The sequence below is a fragment of the Streptococcus sp. UMB0029 genome (genome assembly GCF_002871495.1).
Lineage (GTDB): Bacteria > Bacillota > Bacilli > Lactobacillales > Streptococcaceae > Streptococcus.
Genome location: NZ_PNGD01000005.1, coordinates 51,324 through 69,594 on the forward strand (window position 1 = coordinate 51,324; position 18,271 = coordinate 69,594).

An 18,271-nucleotide genomic window follows, 5' to 3' on the forward strand; every position below is an offset into this window, starting at 1 on the left:
GAGTAAAAAGGTAGATTAAGTTTTTCTTGATCTGCCTTTTTATGCTATACTTAAGGTATGCACAGAAAAACAGTGATTGATTTTAGGGCTTTGGGGGAGAGATACACCTTTACCCAGCCGATTAAAGAGTTAAAAACGAGAGATGTATCAGAAGTGTCAGATTTGCTGGCACAAGTGGAAAGCTACCAAGAGCAGGGCTACTATGTGGTGGGCTATGTCAGCTATGAGGCTGCACCTGCTTTTGAGGAGAAATTAGCAGTTCATAAAGCTCCTTTACTGGCAGAGTATCTGCTATATTTTACAGTTCATGATAGGGTAGAAACTTCCCCTATTCCTCTGATTTATGACGAGGTTGATTTGCCTTCAAACTGGCAGGAAGTAACGTCTGCAGCAGACTATGAAAAGGCTATTGCCCAGATTCACCATCATTTGCGTCAGGGAGACACCTATCAGGTTAACTACACCGTCCAACTCAAGCAGGACTTAAGTGCCAATCCTTTTGCCATCTACAATCGTATGGTGGTAGAGCAGGAGGCGGGTTACAATGCTTATATTGAACATGACGAGATGGCAGTGATTTCCATGAGCCCAGAGCTCTTTTTTGAGCAGAATGGCCGTGAATTGACGACGCGACCAATGAAGGGAACGACTCAGCGGGGAGTGACTGACCAAGAAGACCTTGCCCAAGCTAGTTGGTTGGAGCAGGATCCCAAAAATCGCTCTGAAAATATGATGATCGTGGACCTCTTGCGCAATGATATGAATCGTATTTCTGAGGTGGGCAGTGAGCATGTAGAACGTCTTTGTCAAGTAGAGCAGTATTCGACTGTCTGGCAGATGACTTCGACCATCAAGAGTCAATTGCGAGAGGATGTTGACCTTGTTGAAATCTTCCGCTCTCTCTTTCCTTGCGGTTCCATAACGGGTGCACCGAAAATTGCGACTATGGAAATCATTAAGGACTTGGAGCCACAACCGCGTGGAGTTTACTGCGGAACGATTGGTCTCTTGCTTCCAAATGGACGACGGATTTTTAATGTTGCCATTCGGACCATTCAACTGCATCAAGGGAAAGCCATCTATGGAGTTGGTGGCGGCATTACATGGGATAGCACTTGGGAATCTGAATACCGAGAAGTTCATCAAAAGGCGGCTGTTCTCTATCGGAAACAAGCTCGTTTTCAGCTGTTTACTACTGGGAAGATCAGCCAGAAGAACTTGTTCTTTGAAGAACAACATCTGGAAAGACTGAGAACAGCTAGTCGGTATTTTGCTTTTCCTTTTGATCTAGGAGACTTGAAACAAAAGATAGAGGAAGAGTGTCAGTCTTGTGACATTGATCAAGATTATCGCTTGCGAATTTCTCTCAGCAAATCTGGAGAGATTGAATTCAGTCGCCAAACCTTAACACCCCTTAGTACAAGCTTTTGTCAGGCTCAACTCTGTCTTCAGGAAGCCAATTTGCAACAAGCCTTTACCTATTTTAAAACGACTTACAGACCGCATTTGAACCTAGGGGAACAAGAGATTATTTACCACAATAAGTCTGGAGAACTTCTTGAAACCTCTATCGGAAATTTGGTTCTGAAAATCGGTGGGAAACTCTACACGCCACCTATCCGACTTGGAATCTTGCCAGGAATTTATCGTCAGCATTTGCTGGAAACAGGACAGGCAGAAGAGAAAGTCTTGACCTTAAAAGACTTAGCTCAAGCAGAAGCTATTTACGGCTGTAATGCAGTGAGAGGCTTGTATGAATTAAGCCTAGAGGGAAACTAGATGAAACTGGTATTTTTACACGGGTTAGGGCAGTCAGCAGAGTCTTGGAAAGAAGTTCGGAATCTACTGACAGATTATCCTTCTGAGGCTATCGAGTTATTTCCTTCTACAGTTAGCAACTATCAACAAGCCAAGGAACGAGTTTATCAGCATCTAGCTCAAGAGACAGAACCTTTTATTTTGGTTGGATTGTCTTTAGGTGCGGCCCTGGCACTAGAACTTTCCAGTTATGATTTACCAAATCTTCAAGGTTTAGTTTTGTCAGGTTGCCCTCTGAAATTAGCTGGAAATATCTTATTTAAAATCCAGTTGATGATTTTTAAACTACTTCCAAAAAGTTTTTTTGAAAAACGGGGAGCAAACAAAGCTCTTATGGTCGGAGTTTCTGAGGAATTGAAGACACTTGATTTAACGGATATAGCAGGAATTTGCCCCTATCCAACCTTACTAATTTGTGGTAGCAAAGATAAACCAAATCTTAGTTCTATGAGAAGTATTCATAAACTAATATCAGAATCCCAATTTCAGATTATCCCAGACGGTCCTCATGTTTTGAACGAAGATAAACCAGAAGAGTTTGCTGGGACAGTCAAAGATTTTCTTGAATCGTTAAAATAAGTTTGATAAAATACTATTGAAATCGATAACATAATTATGGGAGAAAGAAATGAACAAACGTCTATTTTTAAAAATGAGTCTAGCTAGCTTGCCAGTTTTAGCCTTGTTTTCACAACCTGTGTTAGCAGAAGAAAATATTCATTTTTCTAGTTGTAAGGAAGCTTGGGCGAATGGATACGCGGATATCCATGAGGGAGAATCAGGATATTCTGCCAAGTTAGACCGAGATCATGATGGTGTGGCGTGTGAATTGAAAAATGCCCCAAAAGGTGCTTTCAAAGCAAAGCAATCAACTGCGGCTCAAAATAATACAAGTTCAGCAACAGCAAGTGGCTGGGTTAAGCAGGATGGTGCTTGGTACTACTTTGATGAAAATGGAAATCCAGTAAAAAATGCTTGGAAGGGAAGTTATTACCTGAAAGCAGACGGAAAAATGGCCCAGAGCGAATGGATTTACGATGATTCTTATCAAGCTTGGTATTATTTGAAATCAGATGGATCTTATGCAAAGAATGCATGGCAAGGAGTGTACTACCTTAAATCAAACGGTAAAATGGCACAGGGTGAGTGGGTCTATGACTCTTCTTACCAAGCATGGTATTACTTGAAATCAGATGGTTCTTATGCTCGCAATGCATGGCAAGGAAATTATTATTTGAAATCAGATGGCAAAATGGCAAAGAACGAGCGAGTTGATGGCGGACGTTACTATGTAGATGCTTCAGGTCTCTGGAAACCATAAGTCAGAATAAAATCCAGAAAGTTAATGCAAACCTTTGCATAAGTAACTAAATTTTGTTATACTAGTACTGTAAGCATTTTCAATTACTACACAATGAAAAAGGAGAATATGATGAGTCAAAAGATTATTGGGATTGACCTTGGTGGAACTTCTATCAAATTTGCAATCTTGACAACAGCAGGAGAAATCCAAGAAAAGTGGTCTATCAAGACCAACATTTTGGATGAGGGAAGTCATATCGTAGATGATATGATTGAGTCTATTCAACACCGTTTGGACTTGCTTGGATTGGTAGCAGCGGACTTCCAAGGTATTGGAATGGGATCACCAGGTGTGGTTGACCGTGAAAAAGGAACTGTTATTGGTGCCTACAACCTCAACTGGAAAACTCTTCAACCAATTAAAGAGAAAATTGAAAAAGCCTTGGGTATTCCATTCTTCATCGATAATGATGCCAACGTGGCAGCTCTTGGTGAACGTTGGATGGGTGCTGGTGATAACCAACCAGATGTTGTCTTTATGACACTTGGTACTGGTGTTGGTGGCGGTATTGTCGCAGAAGGAAAATTGCTTCACGGTGTGGCTGGTGCAGCAGGTGAGCTTGGCCATATCACTGTTGACTTTGATCAACCAATCGCATGTACTTGCGGTAAGAAAGGTTGCCTTGAGACAGTTGCTTCTGCAACAGGTATTGTCAACTTGACTCGTCGCTATGCCGATGAATACGAAGGCGATGCAGCCTTGAAACGCTTGATTGACAACGGAGAAGAAGTAACTGCTAAGACTGTCTTTGATCTTGCAAAAGAAGGAGACGACCTTGCTTTGATAGTTTACCGTAACTTCTCACGTTACTTGGGAATCGCTTGTGCCAACATTGGTTCAATCCTCAACCCGTCAACAATCGTCATTGGTGGTGGTGTATCAGCTGCAGGAGAATTCCTTCTACAAGGTGTTCAAAAAGTCTACGACGAAAATAGTTTCCCACAAGTACGCACATCAACAAAATTGGCTCTTGCAACTCTAGGAAATGACGCTGGGGTTATCGGAGCAGCATCACTTGTATTGCAATAAAATAATAAAAGAGGAAAAATGCTAACCTAGAGTTAGTAATGTTCCTCTTTTCTTTTTTATGCTATACTAGTTAGGAAATAAATGAGGTGAAACGAAATGACAAAAGCAGATACGATTTTTAAAGAAAATATTGAACGAATCCTCAAAGACGGTGTCTTTTCTGAGCAGGCTCGTCCTAAGTACAAGGATGGAACCGTGGCTAACTCCAAGTACATAACCGGTGCCTTTGCCGAGTATGACTTGGCCAAGGGAGAATTTCCCATCACAACCTTGCGTCCTATCGCTATCAAATCCGCCATCAAGGAAGTGCTCTGGATTTACCAAGACCAGTCTAATAGCTTAGAGGTGCTAAATAGCAAGTACAATGTTCACTACTGGAATGACTGGGAAGTGGGAGATACAGGAACAATCGGTGAGCGCTATGGTGCTGTTGTTAAGAAACACGATATCATTAACAAGCTTCTCAAGCAGTTGGAAGCCAACCCTTGGAACCGCCGCAATATTATTTCGCTTTGGGATTACCAAGCTTTCGAAGAAACAGATGGGTTGCTCCCATGTGCCTTTCAGACCATGTTTGATGTCCGCCGTGTTGATGGGGAGATTTATCTGGATGCGACCTTGATCCAGCGTTCTAATGATATGTTGGTGGCTCATCACATCAATGCTATGCAGTATGTGGCTCTTCAAATGATGATTGCCAAGCATTTCGGCTGGAAGGTCGGGAAGTTCTTCTACTTCATCAACAACCTCCATATCTATGACAATCAATTTAAACAAGCTCAGGAATTGCTTCGTCGGGAGCCGTCAAACTGCCAACCACGCTTGGTTTTAAATGTTCCTGATGGGACTAGTTTCTTTGATATCAAAGCAGAAGATTTTGAGTTGGTGGATTATGACCCTGTCAAGCCACAGTTGAAGTTTGACCTAGCTATTTAAAAGAAGCGAAAAAAGAAGTTGAGACAATAAATCCCAACTTCTTTTGTTTCTTAACGTGATACGCGGCGACGAGCTGCTTTTTTACGGTTTTCTTCGATGAAAGCTGCTTTTTGCTCTTCTGGTTCGATTACTTTCTTTTTAAATGCGTATACTGCACCTGCAACTGCAGCGACAGTTCCTGCGACACCTGTTACAAGACCTTTAGCGAATCCTTTAGCCATGAGTCTTCCTCCTTTATCTTCTTAATCAGCCAGCCTCTTCAAGAGGTCACATTTTTCTGACTGACCTTTTTGTGTTATAATAATAGTAACGAAAAAATGGGAATTTTTCAAGGAAAAAAGATGAAAACAAAAATAATTGTGATTGTTGGACCGACTGCAGTTGGAAAGACGGCTCTAGCCATTGAAGTGGCCAAGCGCTTTGGTGGGGAAGTTGTTAGCGGCGATAGTCAGCAAGTTTACCGAGGTTTAGATATTGGGACGGCCAAGGCTAGTCCAGAGGAGCAGGCAGCTGTTCCCCATCATTTAATCGATGTTAGAGAGGTAACCGAGTCTTACTCGGCTTTTGATTTTGTTTCAGAAGCTAAGATGGCTATTGAGGATATTCACAGCCGTGGCAAACTTGTCATTATCGCTGGTGGGACTGGACTTTATATCCAGAGCTTGTTAGAAGGCTACCATCTGGGTGGGGAGACACCTCATGAGGAGATTTTGGCCTATAGGGCTAGTTTGGAGCCTTATACAGATGAGGAATTAGCCCATTTGGTGGAGCAAGCAGGTCTTGAAATTCCCCAGTTTAATCGTCGTCGTGCCATGCGTGCCTTAGAAATTGCCCATTTTGATCAGGATTTGGAAAATCAAGAGACCTTGTATGAACCGCTGATTATCTGCTTGGACGATGAGCGCAGTCAGCTTTATGAGCGTATCAATCGCCGAGTATATCTAATGTTTGAGGCTGGGATTTTGGATGAGGCTAAGTGGCTCTTTGATCATTACCCTAATGTACAGGCTGCTAAAGGAATTGGCTATAAGGAACTTTTTCCGTATTTCCGTGGAGAGCAGACCTTGGAGGAAGCTAGTGAGAATCTCAAACAGGCGACCCGTCGTTTTGCCAAGCGTCAGCTGACCTGGTTCCGTAATCGCATGCAGGTCACCTTTTATCAGATTGGAGAAGCTGGTGTGAAAGACCGCATTTTAAGCCAGATAGAGGAGTTTTTAGATGATTGAAACGGAGAAAAAAGAGGAACGCGTCTTGTTGATTGGTGTGGAATTGCAGGGCATGGACAATTTTGACCTCTCCATGGAAGAATTGGCCAGTCTAGCTAAGACAGCTGGGGCAGCCGTTGTAGATAGCTACAGACAAAAACGTGAAAAATATGATTCTAAGACCTTCGTCGGCTCTGGTAAGTTGGAAGAGATTGCGCTTATGGTGGATGCAGAAGAAATCACCACTGTCATCGTCAACAACCGTCTGACCCCGAGGCAAAATGTCAATCTAGAAGAAGTTCTGGGTGTCAAGGTCATTGACCGTATGCAGTTGATTTTGGATATCTTTGCCATGCGGGCTCGAAGCCATGAAGGGAAACTCCAAGTCCACCTAGCCCAGCTAAAATATCTATTGCCTCGCTTGGTTGGTCAGGGAATTATGCTCAGCCGTCAGGCAGGGGGAATAGGATCCCGTGGACCTGGTGAAAGCCAGTTGGAGCTGAACCGTCGTAGCGTTCGCAATCAAATCACGGATATAGAGCGCCAGCTCAAGGTGGTTGAGAAGAATCGGGCGACTGTCAGAGAAAAACGTTTGGAGTCTAGCACCTTTAAGATTGGTTTGATTGGTTATACCAATGCTGGGAAGTCAACTATTATGAACACCTTGACTAGCAAGACCCAGTATGAGGCTGACGAGCTCTTTGCAACTCTAGATGCGACAACTAAGAGTATCCATCTGGGGGGAAATCTACAGGTGACCTTGACAGATACCGTGGGCTTTATCCAGGATTTGCCGACAGAGTTGGTGTCCAGCTTCAAGTCAACCTTGGAAGAAAGCAAGCATGTGGACCTTCTAGTTCATGTTATCGATGCCAGCAATCCTTACCATGAGGAACATGAAAAAACAGTTCTGTCCATCATGAAAGACTTGGACATGGAAGATATTCCTCGCCTGACCCTTTATAATAAAGCGGATTTGGTGGAGGATTTTATGCCGACTCAAACGCCTTATGCTCTCATTTCTGCCAAGTCTGAGGATAGTCGAGAGAATTTGCAGGCTTTGTTTTTAGAGAAAATCAAGGAGATTTTTGAGAGATTTACCCTGCGCGTGCCTTTTTCTAAGTCCTATAAGATTCATGATCTAGAAAGTGTTGCGATTCTGGAAGATCGTGATTATCAGGAGGACGGGGAAGTCATTACAGGCTACATTTCCGAGAAAAATAAATGGAGGTTAGAAGAATTTTATGACTGATATCAAAACCTTGGCTCTAAAATATGGGGGCTATACAAGTCTGGATAAGGTCTATCTGGATCAACTTCTAGCTGGTAAAACAGAACAAGAGCAGTTGGCACTGATCACACCTCCGCCAAGTGTGGTCAATGCTTACTTTGCAGAACTCTACCAGAAAAAGAGTCCTGAGGCTGCGACGGATTATTTTGCAGAAGTCAGTCAGGAACTGAATCTTTACAATACTGAGCCAAGTTTCACTCTCGAAAACAAGCCTTTTATCCGTCTGAATCTGTCTGGTAAATCCTTTGGTTTTTGTTATGAGAGTGAGGGTCTGGGTCGAATTTTCTCTGAAAATGAGGAGAAGATTTCGGATGACTTTCTTTTTGAAATTGCACAAATTTTCCCCCATCAACTGGTCTTTGAAGAGTCTAGTAAGATTTACATGAAGGCTGTTGGAGATGAGGAAGTTGTTAGTGTGGAGAATCTCACAGCTTTGACTGATTTGGAAAGCTTGGCTGATGGTCGTAAACGTCTCAAAGGCTACAGCCAAGAGGATTTATTGCAAGAAGCTGCTGCTTTTTCTGGCAAGCGCTATTTCCGATCGGAAAACCGCACAGCTATGTTATATATTGATTAATTAGAAAGTATCGAATGGATATTCAATTTTTAGGAACAGGGGCTGGTCAGCCCTCTAAAGCCCGCAACGTTTCAAGTCTCGCCCTGAAACTCTTGGACGAGATCAACGAAGTCTGGCTCTTTGACTGTGGAGAAGGTACGCAAAATCGCATTCTTGAAACGACAATTCGACCACGTAAGGTCAGCAAAATCTTTATTACCCACCTACATGGAGACCACATCTTTGGCTTGCCAGGTTTCCTTTCTAGCCGTGCCTTTCAGGCCAATGAAGAGCAGACAGATTTGGAAATCTATGGACCGCAAGGGATCAAGTCATTTGTCTTAACCAGTCTTCGTGTGTCAGGTTCACGCCTGCCTTACCGTATTCATTTTCATGAGTTTGACCAAGATTCTTTAGGGAAAATCCTTGAGACCGATAAATTTACTGTGTATGCAGAGGAGCTGGATCATACTATTTTCTGCGTTGGCTATCGTGTTATTCAAAAGGACTTGGAAGGAACGCTGGATGCTGAAAAACTTAAGGCTGCTGGTGTCCCATTTGGCCCACTTTTTGGAAAAATCAAGAATGGTCAGGACGTTGTTCTCGAAGACGGAACTGAAATCAAGGCAGCAGACTATATCTCAGCGCCACGTCCTGGTAAGATTATCACTATTCTGGGTGACACCCGCAAAACGGATGCTAGTGTGCGTCTAGCTGTCAATGCTGATGTCCTTGTCCATGAATCGACTTATGGCAAGGGTGACGAAAAAATTGCTCGTAATCATGGTCACTCTACTAACATGCAAGCTGCACAAGTAGCGGTAGAAGCAGGTGCCAAACGCCTTTTACTCAATCACATCAGTGCTCGCTTTCTCTCAAAAGATATCAGTAAACTCAAGAAAGACGCTGCTAGCATTTTTGAAAATGTCCATGTGGTCAAAGACTTGGAAGAAGTGGAAATCTAGCAGTCACAGAAAGGATAAGTATGCCTACTATTCTCATTACTGGAGCTAGCGGTGGTTTAGCCCAAGAGATGGTCAAACTCCTGCCAAATGACCAACTCATCTTGCTTGGTAGAGATAGGGAAAAATTAGCTCAACTCTACGGAAATCATCCCCATGTAGAATTAATTGAAATAGACATTACCGATGACTCAGCCTTAGAAACTCTGCTAGCAGATCTCTATATCCGCTATGGCAAGATTGATGTCTTAATTAACAACGCTGGTTACGGGATTTTTGAGGAATTTGACCAGATTTCTGACCAAGATATTCACCAGATGTTTGAGGTCAATACCTTCGCCCTGATGAATCTATCTCGTCGCCTTGCGGCTCGTATGAAGGAGAAGAGTCAAGGTCATATCATCAATATTGTTAGCATGGCAGGTTTGATTGCTACTGGCAAGTCTAGTCTCTACTCAGCCACTAAGTTTGCGGCCATTGGTTTTTCAAATGCCTTACGCCTCGAACTTCAGCCCTATGGAGTCTATGTTACAACAGTCAATCCAGGACCTATCCGCACAGGATTTTTTGACCAGGCCGACCCAGATGGCACCTATCTCAAATCGGTTGAACGTTTCCTGCTAGAACCAGATGCAGTGGCTAAAAAGATTGTCAAGATTATAGGAAAAAACAAACGAGAACTTAATCTTCCTGTTTTGTTGAACCTAGCCCATAAGTTTTATACTCTCTTTCCCAAGCTAGCTGATAAGTTGGCAGGGGAGACTTTTAATTATAAATAAAAAAAGTTGTTCCTAAAATGGAGCAACTTTTTTTGACGATTAGAATAAATCAATTCCAGTCTTATTTAATGCGTGGCAGTGATAGGTGAAGGCGTTAATAAAATTAGAGTAGTATTGCTGATCAATAAATTTTGCGCTTTGAAGATAATTAAATAGATTTTTGGCTAGGGGAATAGCTTCAGGTTTGTTCCATCTAAATTGATTGTAAACATGTTCAACTTCTAGAAACATGAGGGGAATAGCTAGATAGCCTCGTTCGAAGGTCTGAAGTGATTTAATTTTTTTAATAATATCGTCAGCCTTTTGATAGTAACCCAGTTCAGAGAAGTATTTTGCGGAGAAAGTGAGAGCATTTAAAATGCGGATGTAGGTGTCAGTATTGGCACTTTCTTTGTACATAAGTAGTAATTGTTTGGTCATATGATCAATAAGTTCCATCGGACAATGATTGACAATGACGCGATAAATTTCAAGTTCGATACTATTAAAGACATCAGATTTCATTAAATGATTGATAATGTTTTGAATTCTGGCAACAGTTTCAGGACTTTTTGATATGGTTGGATAATGTCTTAATTTAATAGATTTGAAAATCATCTCTGCTTGAAGTGGGTTGTCTTTTAGATAGACATCAAATAATTTTTCGTATTCTTCAATATAAGTGAGGATATCTTCTTCATGGACCACATGCTTACCAAATTCTATAGCTGGTAATTCTAAGCAGTCTCCACCTTTATTTGCATAGGCGAGAACAAAATCATTCCATTCCACTCCGATAACAATTAACAGTTTGGCAAAGTTTTCAAGTGAAATTCCTTTGTCTCCTTTTTCAAATTGACTTAGGAACTGTGGTGATACGATATCTGAGGCGGCTTCCTTTAGGCTGAGGCCTCGTGCTTCGCGCAGGTACTTAAATGTAGCTCCAAATGGATATAGGTTTTCCATAAATAGTCTCCTTACATACTTCTAAGACTATTATACAAAAATTTAGAGAAAAAAATGGAGAAAGAAAACTATAGTTACAAAATATTAGAATTCTGTGCTATTTTTTGTTTTTATGAACAAGATTGAAACTATAGTTTAAATGATGAAAAAATAGATAGGTAATGTACAATCAGTTCTGTAAACACAAAAAGGAATAAATTCCTTATAGTAGAGTTAACACCTCTTACTATAAGAGATTTATTCCTAATGTGGTCATGAATAGTTTTTGAGAATAGAGGAAAAGATTTGATGAACCAAACTCAAATGACTTATTAATACAATGAGTAACGGTGGGCAATATCTACGATATTATCAGCTATAAGGTCTGCGGTTAAATGAGAACCTCCATTATCTAGCTCTTCAAACCAATTTTTCAATACAACATTTGTAACAGGAGAAACAGTATCAGGAGCAATATGATAATTATTCCTTAAAAACTGTTCTACTTCAGCTCTTAGAGTTTGTTTTTCATTTGACAAAATCATATCGTTTCCTCCCTAACTAGGGTTAGTCTATCTGCAATTCTTTGATCACATATACACAATTGCGTACCATTCTGATATTTTCCCAAAAGAATTTTAGCGGTTTGTTCTAAGGTATTAAACCCTTGGAAATAATTATCTAAAGTTTCTTTCAATCGTGTAACTTGACCATCAAGAACTGGACCAAATACTGCTGAAAAATGATGAATATTAATTCCAGATTTAGCATCTAACTCCAATCTATTTTTATAAACAAACTGAAAGTATTCTTTGTCAATTTCAAAAATTTTAGTTTCAGAATTATCAAGTTCTTGAAATTGATAACTTAGAACAACCGATTTTACATTCGGATTAAAAGGAATTTCATCTTTTGTTTTCCGCTGAGCCCATTTAATTGCTTGGCTGGGCTTAGATGTCACATAAAATCCTATACCAAAATCACAGTTACGTTTACTATGATAGACATCTATTCCATCTTTTAAAGAAGCAACTTGAGTAGATGTTGTTCCGTGATACCAAATTTTTGTACTGCTAAACTCCTTATTAAAGTTTAACTCTTCCATAAAATAATTATAGCATTTTTCTAGGATTTACGCACCTACTACCTGTTTCAATTCTAGTTTAGATAAGTTAACTACTTTAAAATCCTTCTAAAACTATTATACAAAATTTTAAAGAAAATACTGTAAAAAGTAAACTATAGTTACAAAATATTAGAATTCTATGCTAATTTTTTATTTTAAAAATTATATTGAAACTATAGTTTAAATGTCGAAAAAATTAAATATCTATTATGGTATGATAAGGGAAAGAATAGCTAACAAAGCCGGCTTGTTATACTAGTATAACAAGGATTGACTTACCACTCAATCCTATTCTATCAGCCATCAAAGGAGAAAATGATGAAAAAACTACAAACCCTCACAACCTCAACCGCTATTGCGCTTGCGTCTGTTGGTGTGCCTGCATTTGCTCAGGAAGCAACTGTTTCAGCGCCAGTTGATTCAAATACTGTAACTGCTGTCAACGAACCAGCTCTAGTGTCAAAACCTGTAGCCAATACAAAACCAGAAGTGAAGAAATCTTCTGATGTCAAGCCTGCTCTTGATGCTCAAGCGTCTACTGTTAAGCAAGTTGAAACTGAAAGTGAAACAGCAAAAGCTGAAGCTACTTCTGCTAACCAAGCTGTTACAACTACTGAAACTGCTTTAACAAGCGCTAAAGACGAATTGAAGTCTGCTGAAGCCGTTAAAGCAAATGCTACAGAAGAAAATATCACTGCTACAAAAGCTAAACAAGATGCCAATGTACAAGCTCAAGAAGCCAATCAAAAAGCAACTGAAGCGTCTACTGAAGCAATTAAAGCGCAAACTGAGACTGTAGCAAGTGAAACAGCTAACGTTGCAAGCGCAACAAGTAAGAAAGACCAAGCGGATAAAACAGTAACCGCTAAAGAAGCAAATGTAAAATCAGCTGAAGACGCGCTAAATGGTTCAGGACTTGGCGAATCTAAAGCCTCACTTGCCCAAGCTGAAAAAGATATTGAACAAGCAAATGCGAATATCTCAAGCGCAACAATAGCTGTCGAAACCGCTAAGAAAGCAGATAGCAACCGCGCAGAAGCCATTAAACAAGCTGAGAACAATGTAAATGTCAAAAATGATGCATTGAAATTAGCTAAAGAAATGATGGACGCCGACCAAAACAAAGTTGAATCTATCCAAGAAAAAGCAGATGCTACAGCCTCTAAAGAAAAAGAAGCCCAAACTGCCTTGGATGTGGAAAAAGCTAAGTTATCAAAAGAGAAAATTACTACAAGTAATGTTGTCTACAATTTGACAGCTGAAGAAAAAGCCAAATTTGGATTCGATAAAGACCAAGTGACTTTTAAAGACGCTTACGAATACTGGAAAAAGAATTGGACTGAAGACGCTAGTGAATTATTACAAAAGTTAGCTATCGAAGTCACTAAGAAGTTTAATGTTAAAATTGATGAGAGCGATTCTAAACGTAAAGTTGATATTGATAATTTAACAAATGATCAAATTATTGAAATTAGTAATTTTTATGCTAATCTAACAACTGAACTTGCAAAATTAGTAGGACAAGAAAATCATCCTCATCTTGACCAAGATGCCATTGATTACAGTAAACAAATTGCTAAAGAATATGAAAAACGTGGTACAAATCCACTTACCGACGGACATTTACTTTACAGCGTTAAAAAACCAATTGAAAAACGTAATGATTTATATGAACATGGAGAAAATCTAGCTCCAGTAATTGGTTCTAAAGATGCAACCAATATGTTTGATTTGAAACACTCTATTATAACAGCATTTAGAATGTATTCATTCTTTGATGCAAAATCTAAGTGGGGACACTTAGCTAATAATCTAAATGCTAAAAATAGTGTTGCGATGACCATTGCTAACATCAATGGTGATTACTGGTTTGTAAACACTTTTGCTACTGAAACAAAACAACCAATCAACCTCAATCAAGACCTTGCCCAACTTGAAGCTAAACTAGCTGAAGCACAAAAACAAAACAGCCAAGCTCAAACTGCTCTTACAAATGCTAAAGCAGAATTGGCAGAAGCTTCACGCAAATATGCTTCTGCACTTGAAGCTAAAACAGACGCTGAAAAAGAATTGGCAAGCAAATCAGAAACACCACTTCAAACAGAAGTTGCTGAAAAGAACTTGCAATTGGCAAATCTTGCTTTGAAAAACGCACAAGAACGTAAAGCAACTGCTGAAACAGCTGTTGAAAACTTCTCAAGAAGCCAAGCAGAAAAACAAACTGCTCTTGAAACAGCTAAAGTTGAACTAGCTACAGCCAAAACTGCTCAAAAAGATGCTGAAACTGCTCTTACAAGTGCACAAGAAAAATTGCAAGCTGAAGAAAACAAGTTGACTGCTCTTCAAGCGGAACAAGCAAAACTACATGAAGAAAAAGACAAATTGGTGTCAGATGCGAAAGCAATTGCAACAGAATTGAGTGCTTATCTAAATGCAGACAAAAATCTTGCAGATACGCAAGCAAAAGTAGCTGATTTGGAAACAAAATTGACTCAAGCAAAATCTGCTGCAAAATTGGCACAAGATAAATTGGACGCAGTTACAGCTAAATTGCAAGCTGAACAAGCTAAATTAGCTGAAATCCAAGAAGAGTTTGATAAGTTGGTTAAGGCTGAAAGAAAGGACTATTACAATTTATCAGATTGGTATCTGGAGTATCTTGCAGGGAAACAAGCGGATAAGAAAACAGATACAGAACTCAAGAAAGTAGAAGACACAAAAGCTTCACAAGCTGGCAACTGGATTGAGTCAGCTGGTCGCTGGTGGTACAAACATGCTGACGGTTCGTACACAACCAACGGTTGGGAACAAATCAAGGGTACATGGTACTACTTTGACCACGCAGGATGGATGCAAACTGGCTGGGTCAAAACTGGTGGCACATGGTATTACTTGAACAACTCAGGCTCAATGGCTACAGGTTGGATCAAAGATAATGGCACATGGTATTACTTGAACAAGTCAGGTTCACTGGCTACAGGTTGGGTTAAAGATAATGGATCATGGTACTATCTTGACAAGTCAGGTGCTATGAAAACAGGCTGGTTTACAGTTTCTGGCAAATGGTACTACGCCTACAGTTCAGGAGCTTTGGCAGTAAACACCACTACACCAGATGGTTATACAGTCAATACCAATGGTGAGTGGGTAGGATAAGGATGAGGTGCTGTGGTGGTCATTTAATTTTAAATACATCACAGAAAACTCATCAATATATGAAAAATAGAGATTCTATTCTCAGTTTTTGATTTCTTATTTTATTAAAACGGTAAAAGTATAGGGTGTAAATAAATTATAAGTTTAAATGATTGACTTAAGATGAGGAAAAAATAGCATGGTAAAAAAGAAGAAAGCTGAATTTAAGGTTGTTGTAAAGGGGAATTTTGTTTCAGATGATTTTAAGAAAGAAATTGAATATCATCAAAAAGCTTCAGGGGAGATGTGTAAGGATGTCTTGGAGTATAGAAACCAAACTTTAATTCTTTCAGGGAATAGAACGAATCGGATAGACCTTGAAGATGACTTTTTTACAGTTAAGAGTAATTACTATCGTGGTATTGTAAAAGGACTTTTATATATTTATTTTACTGGAGAAATTTTGAGTATTGACTCTATCACATTTATAACTGACGAGGAGAAAGACATCCCTTTTGAACAAAGAAACTTATTTGCTAAGGAAGATAGAGAACATTCTATTAGCACTGAATTATTAGATAAAATGTTTCTTTATAATGAGCAGGGAGATGTGTTGACACGTATCCTAATGAATATTGTTCTTGCTAAAGCGAATAAAGAAAGAAAGTTAGAAAATATTTGGCGTGCATTTAATGCTCTATATGATTGGAAATGTGTTACAAATAAATCGGAAAAGGAACGAATAAATGCTATTCTAGCTTATATTAAAGATGCAGATAATTTTCATTTTAAGAAAACTATAAAAGAAATTAAAAAAATTATTGCAGATAGACAGCAGTTCAGTAGACAGGCACGTGTATTTATTGAAGGAATTAATTTTTCAGATAGGAACTATAGCGGTGATTTAGATAGATTTAAAGAGAGATATATAAACTTACAATATTCTGATCCCATATTACGTAAAAAAATTAAAGAGATGTTTAAATATTATATTGAAAGTCATAGTGAAGATTTTGATAAAGGGACAAAAAAATTGTATGAGAATTTAAAGAAAGAATGGAATAATCAGTCTGAAATAGCTACTCCTACAGATTTCATCAAATATTTTGTTTGGTTTGTCTATCATTTTAGAAATAAAGATTTTCATGGAGAATATTGGCCAACAAATTTTTTAATTGAAAACATTCCACATAAGGAACTGAATGATTATGCGGATTCTCTGGAATTATTAGTTATTGATCTGATAACTTATAAAGGATTTTTAGATTAATTTTCATTTCTATTTTTATAACCTATACTATAGTTACAAAATAATATTATCATTTAAATTTCATGAGTATAAAATTAATTTGATTCATGTTTAGAAGTAAAAAACCTCAAGAACTAGGGTTGAAAACTGGTTCTTGAGGTTTTTAGGTTATTCGATTTAGAGTGATTCTCATACTCAATGAAAATCAAAGAGCAAACTAGGAAGCTAGCCGCAGGCTGTACTTGAGTACGGTAAGGCGACGCTGACGTGGTTTGAATTTGATTTTCGAAGAGTATCAACTATCAAACTGGACTTCTTCTAGTAAATAGTCGATAAAGCGTTCGCCCATCTTGGATAGGCTGGTTTTTTCATGCTGGATATAGACTAGCTCAATAGAGTCGTCAATATCCAATGGGATAGAAACGATATTGTCTCCGTTGAGATTGCTGTTCAAAATCCCTGTCGCAATGGTATAACCATCTAAACCAATCAAGAGATTAAAGAGGGTGGCACGGTCACTGACCACGATAGATTTTTTGTGGTATTCCTGCGAGAGAATCTCTTCAGAGAAGTAGAAGGAGTTGTGAGTTCCTTGGTCATAGCTGAGATAAGGGAAGTTTTCCAAATCAGACAGTTTGACCTTGTCTTTCTTTGCCAGAGGATTGGTCTTGCTGACAAAGATATGCGGTTGGGCTGTGAAGAGATGGTGAGCCAGCAGGTGGTTGTCATCCAGCATCTTGGTTAAAACATCACGATTGTAGCTGTTCAAAAATAGGACACCGACCTCACTGCGGAAGTTCTTGACGTCGTCGATAATTTCCCAAGTCCGAGTTTCACGAAGGAAGAGCTCGTATTTCTCCATATCACTTTTCTTGAGTAGAGAGACAAATGCATTGACCACAAAGGCATAGTGTTGAGACGAAACGCTAAAGAGTTCGCGGTGGGCGACAGGATTTTTATAACGTTCTTCTAGAAGCTGAGTTTGCTCGACAACCTGACGGGCATAAGAGAGGAACTCCATCCCATCACGGGTCAAGGTAATGCCCTTGGGATTGCGGATAAAGATTTCAATGCCCATTTCATTTTCCAAGTCTCTCACAGCATTGGAAAGACTCGGCTGGGTGATAAAGAGTTGCTTGGCTGCCTCATTCATGGAGCCAGTTTCGACGATTTTGATAATATAGTGTAATTGTTGAATTCTCATGTTTTTATTGTACCACACTTGCGTCAGAATCGCCAAAGAAGATAGGAAAATCAGGGGCATTGTGTGAGGCTCTGTAAAGTAGTTAAGAAGAAACTTCTAAATAATTTAGTAAATAAGGTAAAAAAGTAGCTGAGTAAGAGATTGTTCAGCTGTTTTTAATTGAGAACTATAAAAATTTTCCTCGAAAATAAGAAACTTGCACGATTTACTCATTACTTATCCAATACTAGAGTTTATATTAGTTACTGTAAAGATGATCATCTAAAAGAAGGAAGGAGGCAACCTTATGGCTAAAAATACAAGTCGTCCAGAGATTGATTCTCTAAGTTTCGAGGTTGAAAAGCAAGAACTTTCCGGGGAATCAGGAGCTAGTGGTACACAGCTTTTAAATTGACACTAGCAGGTCTCTGTGGATTGTGTTTCACCTATTCCGATGAGTGTACGAGAAATAATGTTCGTTGTTAGATAAAACAAAAGGAAAACTCTAGTGTTTTATTACAAAACATTGACAACATTTTGATTTGGTGTTATATTTACGGGAGAAATACAAATAAAACAAGACAACTTTGAGATTGATCCTTTGGATTATGGAAATTAATAGCCAAGAATTGGATGGTAAATCTGCTGCTGGGTAGGGTACGGCTGTTAGATTAACAGCACAGGGACGCTGTGCTTGGTGGTTTGCATATTCTTA

15 protein-coding genes and 3 pseudogenes are annotated in these 18,271 nt (G+C 39.2%); 13 read left to right on the plus strand and 5 right to left on the minus strand.

What is annotated here, in order from left to right; all coding sequences use genetic code 11:
- Window positions 1–57 precede the first annotated feature (57 nt).
- The 5 genes and pseudogenes from pabB (at window position 58) to CJ239_RS04165 (ending at window position 5,146) form a co-directional block, all read left to right on the plus strand.
- On the plus strand, window positions 58–1,779 hold the full coding sequence (gene pabB, locus CJ239_RS04145) for an aminodeoxychorismate synthase component I (RefSeq protein WP_102210652.1): 1,722 nt from the start codon (window positions 58–60) through the stop codon (window positions 1,777–1,779).
- Window positions 1,780–2,397: an alpha/beta fold hydrolase gene (locus tag CJ239_RS04150; protein WP_102210653.1), complete on the plus strand. Its 618-nt coding sequence runs from the start codon at window positions 1,780–1,782 to the stop codon at window positions 2,395–2,397.
- A gap of 49 nt (window positions 2,398–2,446) precedes the next feature.
- Window positions 2,447–3,133 (plus strand): annotated as a pseudogene (locus CJ239_RS04155) (excalibur calcium-binding domain-containing protein); the annotation flags it as partial.
- A 117-nt stretch (window positions 3,134–3,250) separates the two neighbouring features.
- On the plus strand, window positions 3,251–4,210 hold the full coding sequence (locus CJ239_RS04160; RefSeq protein ID WP_000078563.1) for an ROK family glucokinase: 960 nt from the start codon (window positions 3,251–3,253) through the stop codon (window positions 4,208–4,210).
- 96 nt (window positions 4,211–4,306) lie between these two features.
- Window positions 4,307–5,146, plus strand: a complete 840-nt coding sequence (locus tag CJ239_RS04165) for a thymidylate synthase (protein WP_102210655.1) — start codon at window positions 4,307–4,309, stop codon at window positions 5,144–5,146.
- A 50-nt stretch (window positions 5,147–5,196) separates the two neighbouring features.
- Here CJ239_RS04165 and CJ239_RS04170 read toward each other — a convergent pair whose 3' ends face one another.
- Window positions 5,197–5,367: a DUF3042 family protein gene (locus CJ239_RS04170; protein WP_001051780.1), complete on the minus strand. Its 171-nt coding sequence runs from the start codon at window positions 5,365–5,367 to the stop codon at window positions 5,197–5,199.
- Between the two features lie 120 nt (window positions 5,368–5,487).
- On the opposite strand from CJ239_RS04170, the gene miaA reads away from it, so the two are divergent.
- From miaA to CJ239_RS04195, 5 genes are read left to right on the plus strand one after another with little or no spacing between them, the layout of a single operon-like run.
- Window positions 5,488–6,372 (plus strand): tRNA (adenosine(37)-N6)-dimethylallyltransferase MiaA, encoded by an 885-nt coding sequence (gene miaA / locus CJ239_RS04175; RefSeq protein ID WP_102210656.1) that lies wholly within the window; start codon window positions 5,488–5,490, stop codon window positions 6,370–6,372.
- The gene (gene hflX / locus CJ239_RS04180; RefSeq protein WP_102210657.1) at window positions 6,365–7,603 is read left to right on the plus strand and encodes a GTPase HflX; all 1,239 of its coding nucleotides are present in this window, start codon (window positions 6,365–6,367) and stop codon (window positions 7,601–7,603) included. Before miaA ends, hflX begins: the two co-directional genes overlap by 8 nt.
- The gene (locus tag CJ239_RS04185; protein ID WP_102210658.1) at window positions 7,596–8,219 is read left to right on the plus strand and encodes a cystathionine beta-lyase; all 624 of its coding nucleotides are present in this window, start codon (window positions 7,596–7,598) and stop codon (window positions 8,217–8,219) included. The genes hflX and CJ239_RS04185 overlap by 8 nt, the downstream gene beginning before the upstream one ends.
- Before the next feature lie 14 nt (window positions 8,220–8,233).
- A complete protein-coding gene (gene rnz / locus CJ239_RS04190) occupies window positions 8,234–9,163 on the plus strand; it encodes a ribonuclease Z (protein ID WP_060627850.1) in 930 nt (309 codons plus the stop codon).
- 20 nt (window positions 9,164–9,183) lie between these two features.
- The gene (locus CJ239_RS04195; RefSeq protein WP_102210659.1) at window positions 9,184–9,939 is read left to right on the plus strand and encodes an SDR family oxidoreductase; all 756 of its coding nucleotides are present in this window, start codon (window positions 9,184–9,186) and stop codon (window positions 9,937–9,939) included.
- Window positions 9,940–9,978: 39 nt separating this feature from the next.
- Here the strand turns inward: CJ239_RS04195 and CJ239_RS04200 are convergent, their stop codons facing one another.
- The 3 genes from CJ239_RS04200 to CJ239_RS04210 all read right to left on the minus strand — a co-directional run bounded on the left by CJ239_RS04200 (window position 9,979) and on the right by CJ239_RS04210 (window position 11,968).
- Complete coding sequence (locus CJ239_RS04200) at window positions 9,979–10,884, minus strand: helix-turn-helix transcriptional regulator (protein WP_102210660.1); 906 nt, start codon at window positions 10,882–10,884, stop codon at window positions 9,979–9,981.
- A 311-nt stretch (window positions 10,885–11,195) separates the two neighbouring features.
- Window positions 11,196–11,408 carry a hypothetical protein gene (locus CJ239_RS04205; protein ID WP_102210661.1) on the minus strand — a complete coding sequence of 71 codons (213 nt, stop codon included), beginning with the start codon at window positions 11,406–11,408 and terminating at the stop codon, window positions 11,196–11,198.
- A complete protein-coding gene (locus CJ239_RS04210) occupies window positions 11,405–11,968 on the minus strand; it encodes a DUF3990 domain-containing protein (RefSeq protein ID WP_102210662.1) in 564 nt (187 codons plus the stop codon). The genes CJ239_RS04205 and CJ239_RS04210 overlap by 4 nt, the downstream gene beginning before the upstream one ends.
- 1,125 nt (window positions 11,969–13,093) lie before the next feature.
- Here CJ239_RS04210 and CJ239_RS12085 point away from each other — a divergent pair.
- From CJ239_RS12085 to CJ239_RS04220, 3 genes and pseudogenes are all read left to right on the plus strand, one after another.
- Window positions 13,094–14,209 (plus strand): annotated as a pseudogene (locus tag CJ239_RS12085) (SEC10/PgrA surface exclusion domain-containing protein); the annotation flags it as partial.
- A gap of 561 nt (window positions 14,210–14,770) precedes the next feature.
- A pseudogene (locus CJ239_RS12090) lies at window positions 14,771–15,145 on the plus strand (hypothetical protein); the annotation flags it as partial.
- A 178-nt stretch (window positions 15,146–15,323) separates the two neighbouring features.
- A complete protein-coding gene (locus CJ239_RS04220) occupies window positions 15,324–16,394 on the plus strand; it encodes a hypothetical protein (RefSeq protein WP_102210664.1) in 1,071 nt (356 codons plus the stop codon).
- Between the two features lie 274 nt (window positions 16,395–16,668).
- Here the strand turns inward: CJ239_RS04220 and CJ239_RS04230 are convergent, their stop codons facing one another.
- Complete coding sequence (locus CJ239_RS04230) at window positions 16,669–17,577, minus strand: LysR family transcriptional regulator (protein ID WP_025169857.1); 909 nt, start codon at window positions 17,575–17,577, stop codon at window positions 16,669–16,671.
- Window positions 17,578–18,271: the final 694 nt, after the last annotated feature.

What these genes read in the sequence shown, in the direction of transcription:
- pabB (WP_102210652.1), top strand. Translation starts at nt 58, where the DNA reads ATGCACAGAAAAACAGTGATTGATTTTAGGGCTTTGGGGGAGAGATAC.
- CJ239_RS04150 (WP_102210653.1), top strand. Translation starts at nt 1,780, where the DNA reads ATGAAACTGGTATTTTTACACGGGTTAGGGCAGTCAGCAGAGTCTTGG.
- CJ239_RS04160 (WP_000078563.1), top strand. Translation starts at nt 3,251, where the DNA reads ATGAGTCAAAAGATTATTGGGATTGACCTTGGTGGAACTTCTATCAAA.
- CJ239_RS04165 (WP_102210655.1), top strand. Translation starts at nt 4,307, where the DNA reads ATGACAAAAGCAGATACGATTTTTAAAGAAAATATTGAACGAATCCTC.
- CJ239_RS04170 (WP_001051780.1), bottom strand. Translation starts at nt 5,367, where the DNA reads ATGGCTAAAGGATTCGCTAAAGGTCTTGTAACAGGTGTCGCAGGAACT.
- miaA (WP_102210656.1), top strand. Translation starts at nt 5,488, where the DNA reads ATGAAAACAAAAATAATTGTGATTGTTGGACCGACTGCAGTTGGAAAG.
- hflX (WP_102210657.1), top strand. Translation starts at nt 6,365, where the DNA reads ATGATTGAAACGGAGAAAAAAGAGGAACGCGTCTTGTTGATTGGTGTG.
- CJ239_RS04185 (WP_102210658.1), top strand. Translation starts at nt 7,596, where the DNA reads ATGACTGATATCAAAACCTTGGCTCTAAAATATGGGGGCTATACAAGT.
- rnz (WP_060627850.1), top strand. Translation starts at nt 8,234, where the DNA reads ATGGATATTCAATTTTTAGGAACAGGGGCTGGTCAGCCCTCTAAAGCC.
- CJ239_RS04195 (WP_102210659.1), top strand. Translation starts at nt 9,184, where the DNA reads ATGCCTACTATTCTCATTACTGGAGCTAGCGGTGGTTTAGCCCAAGAG.
- CJ239_RS04200 (WP_102210660.1), bottom strand. Translation starts at nt 10,884, where the DNA reads ATGGAAAACCTATATCCATTTGGAGCTACATTTAAGTACCTGCGCGAA.
- CJ239_RS04205 (WP_102210661.1), bottom strand. Translation starts at nt 11,408, where the DNA reads ATGATTTTGTCAAATGAAAAACAAACTCTAAGAGCTGAAGTAGAACAG.
- CJ239_RS04210 (WP_102210662.1), bottom strand. Translation starts at nt 11,968, where the DNA reads ATGGAAGAGTTAAACTTTAATAAGGAGTTTAGCAGTACAAAAATTTGG.
- CJ239_RS04220 (WP_102210664.1), top strand. Translation starts at nt 15,324, where the DNA reads ATGGTAAAAAAGAAGAAAGCTGAATTTAAGGTTGTTGTAAAGGGGAAT.
- CJ239_RS04230 (WP_025169857.1), bottom strand. Translation starts at nt 17,577, where the DNA reads ATGAGAATTCAACAATTACACTATATTATCAAAATCGTCGAAACTGGC.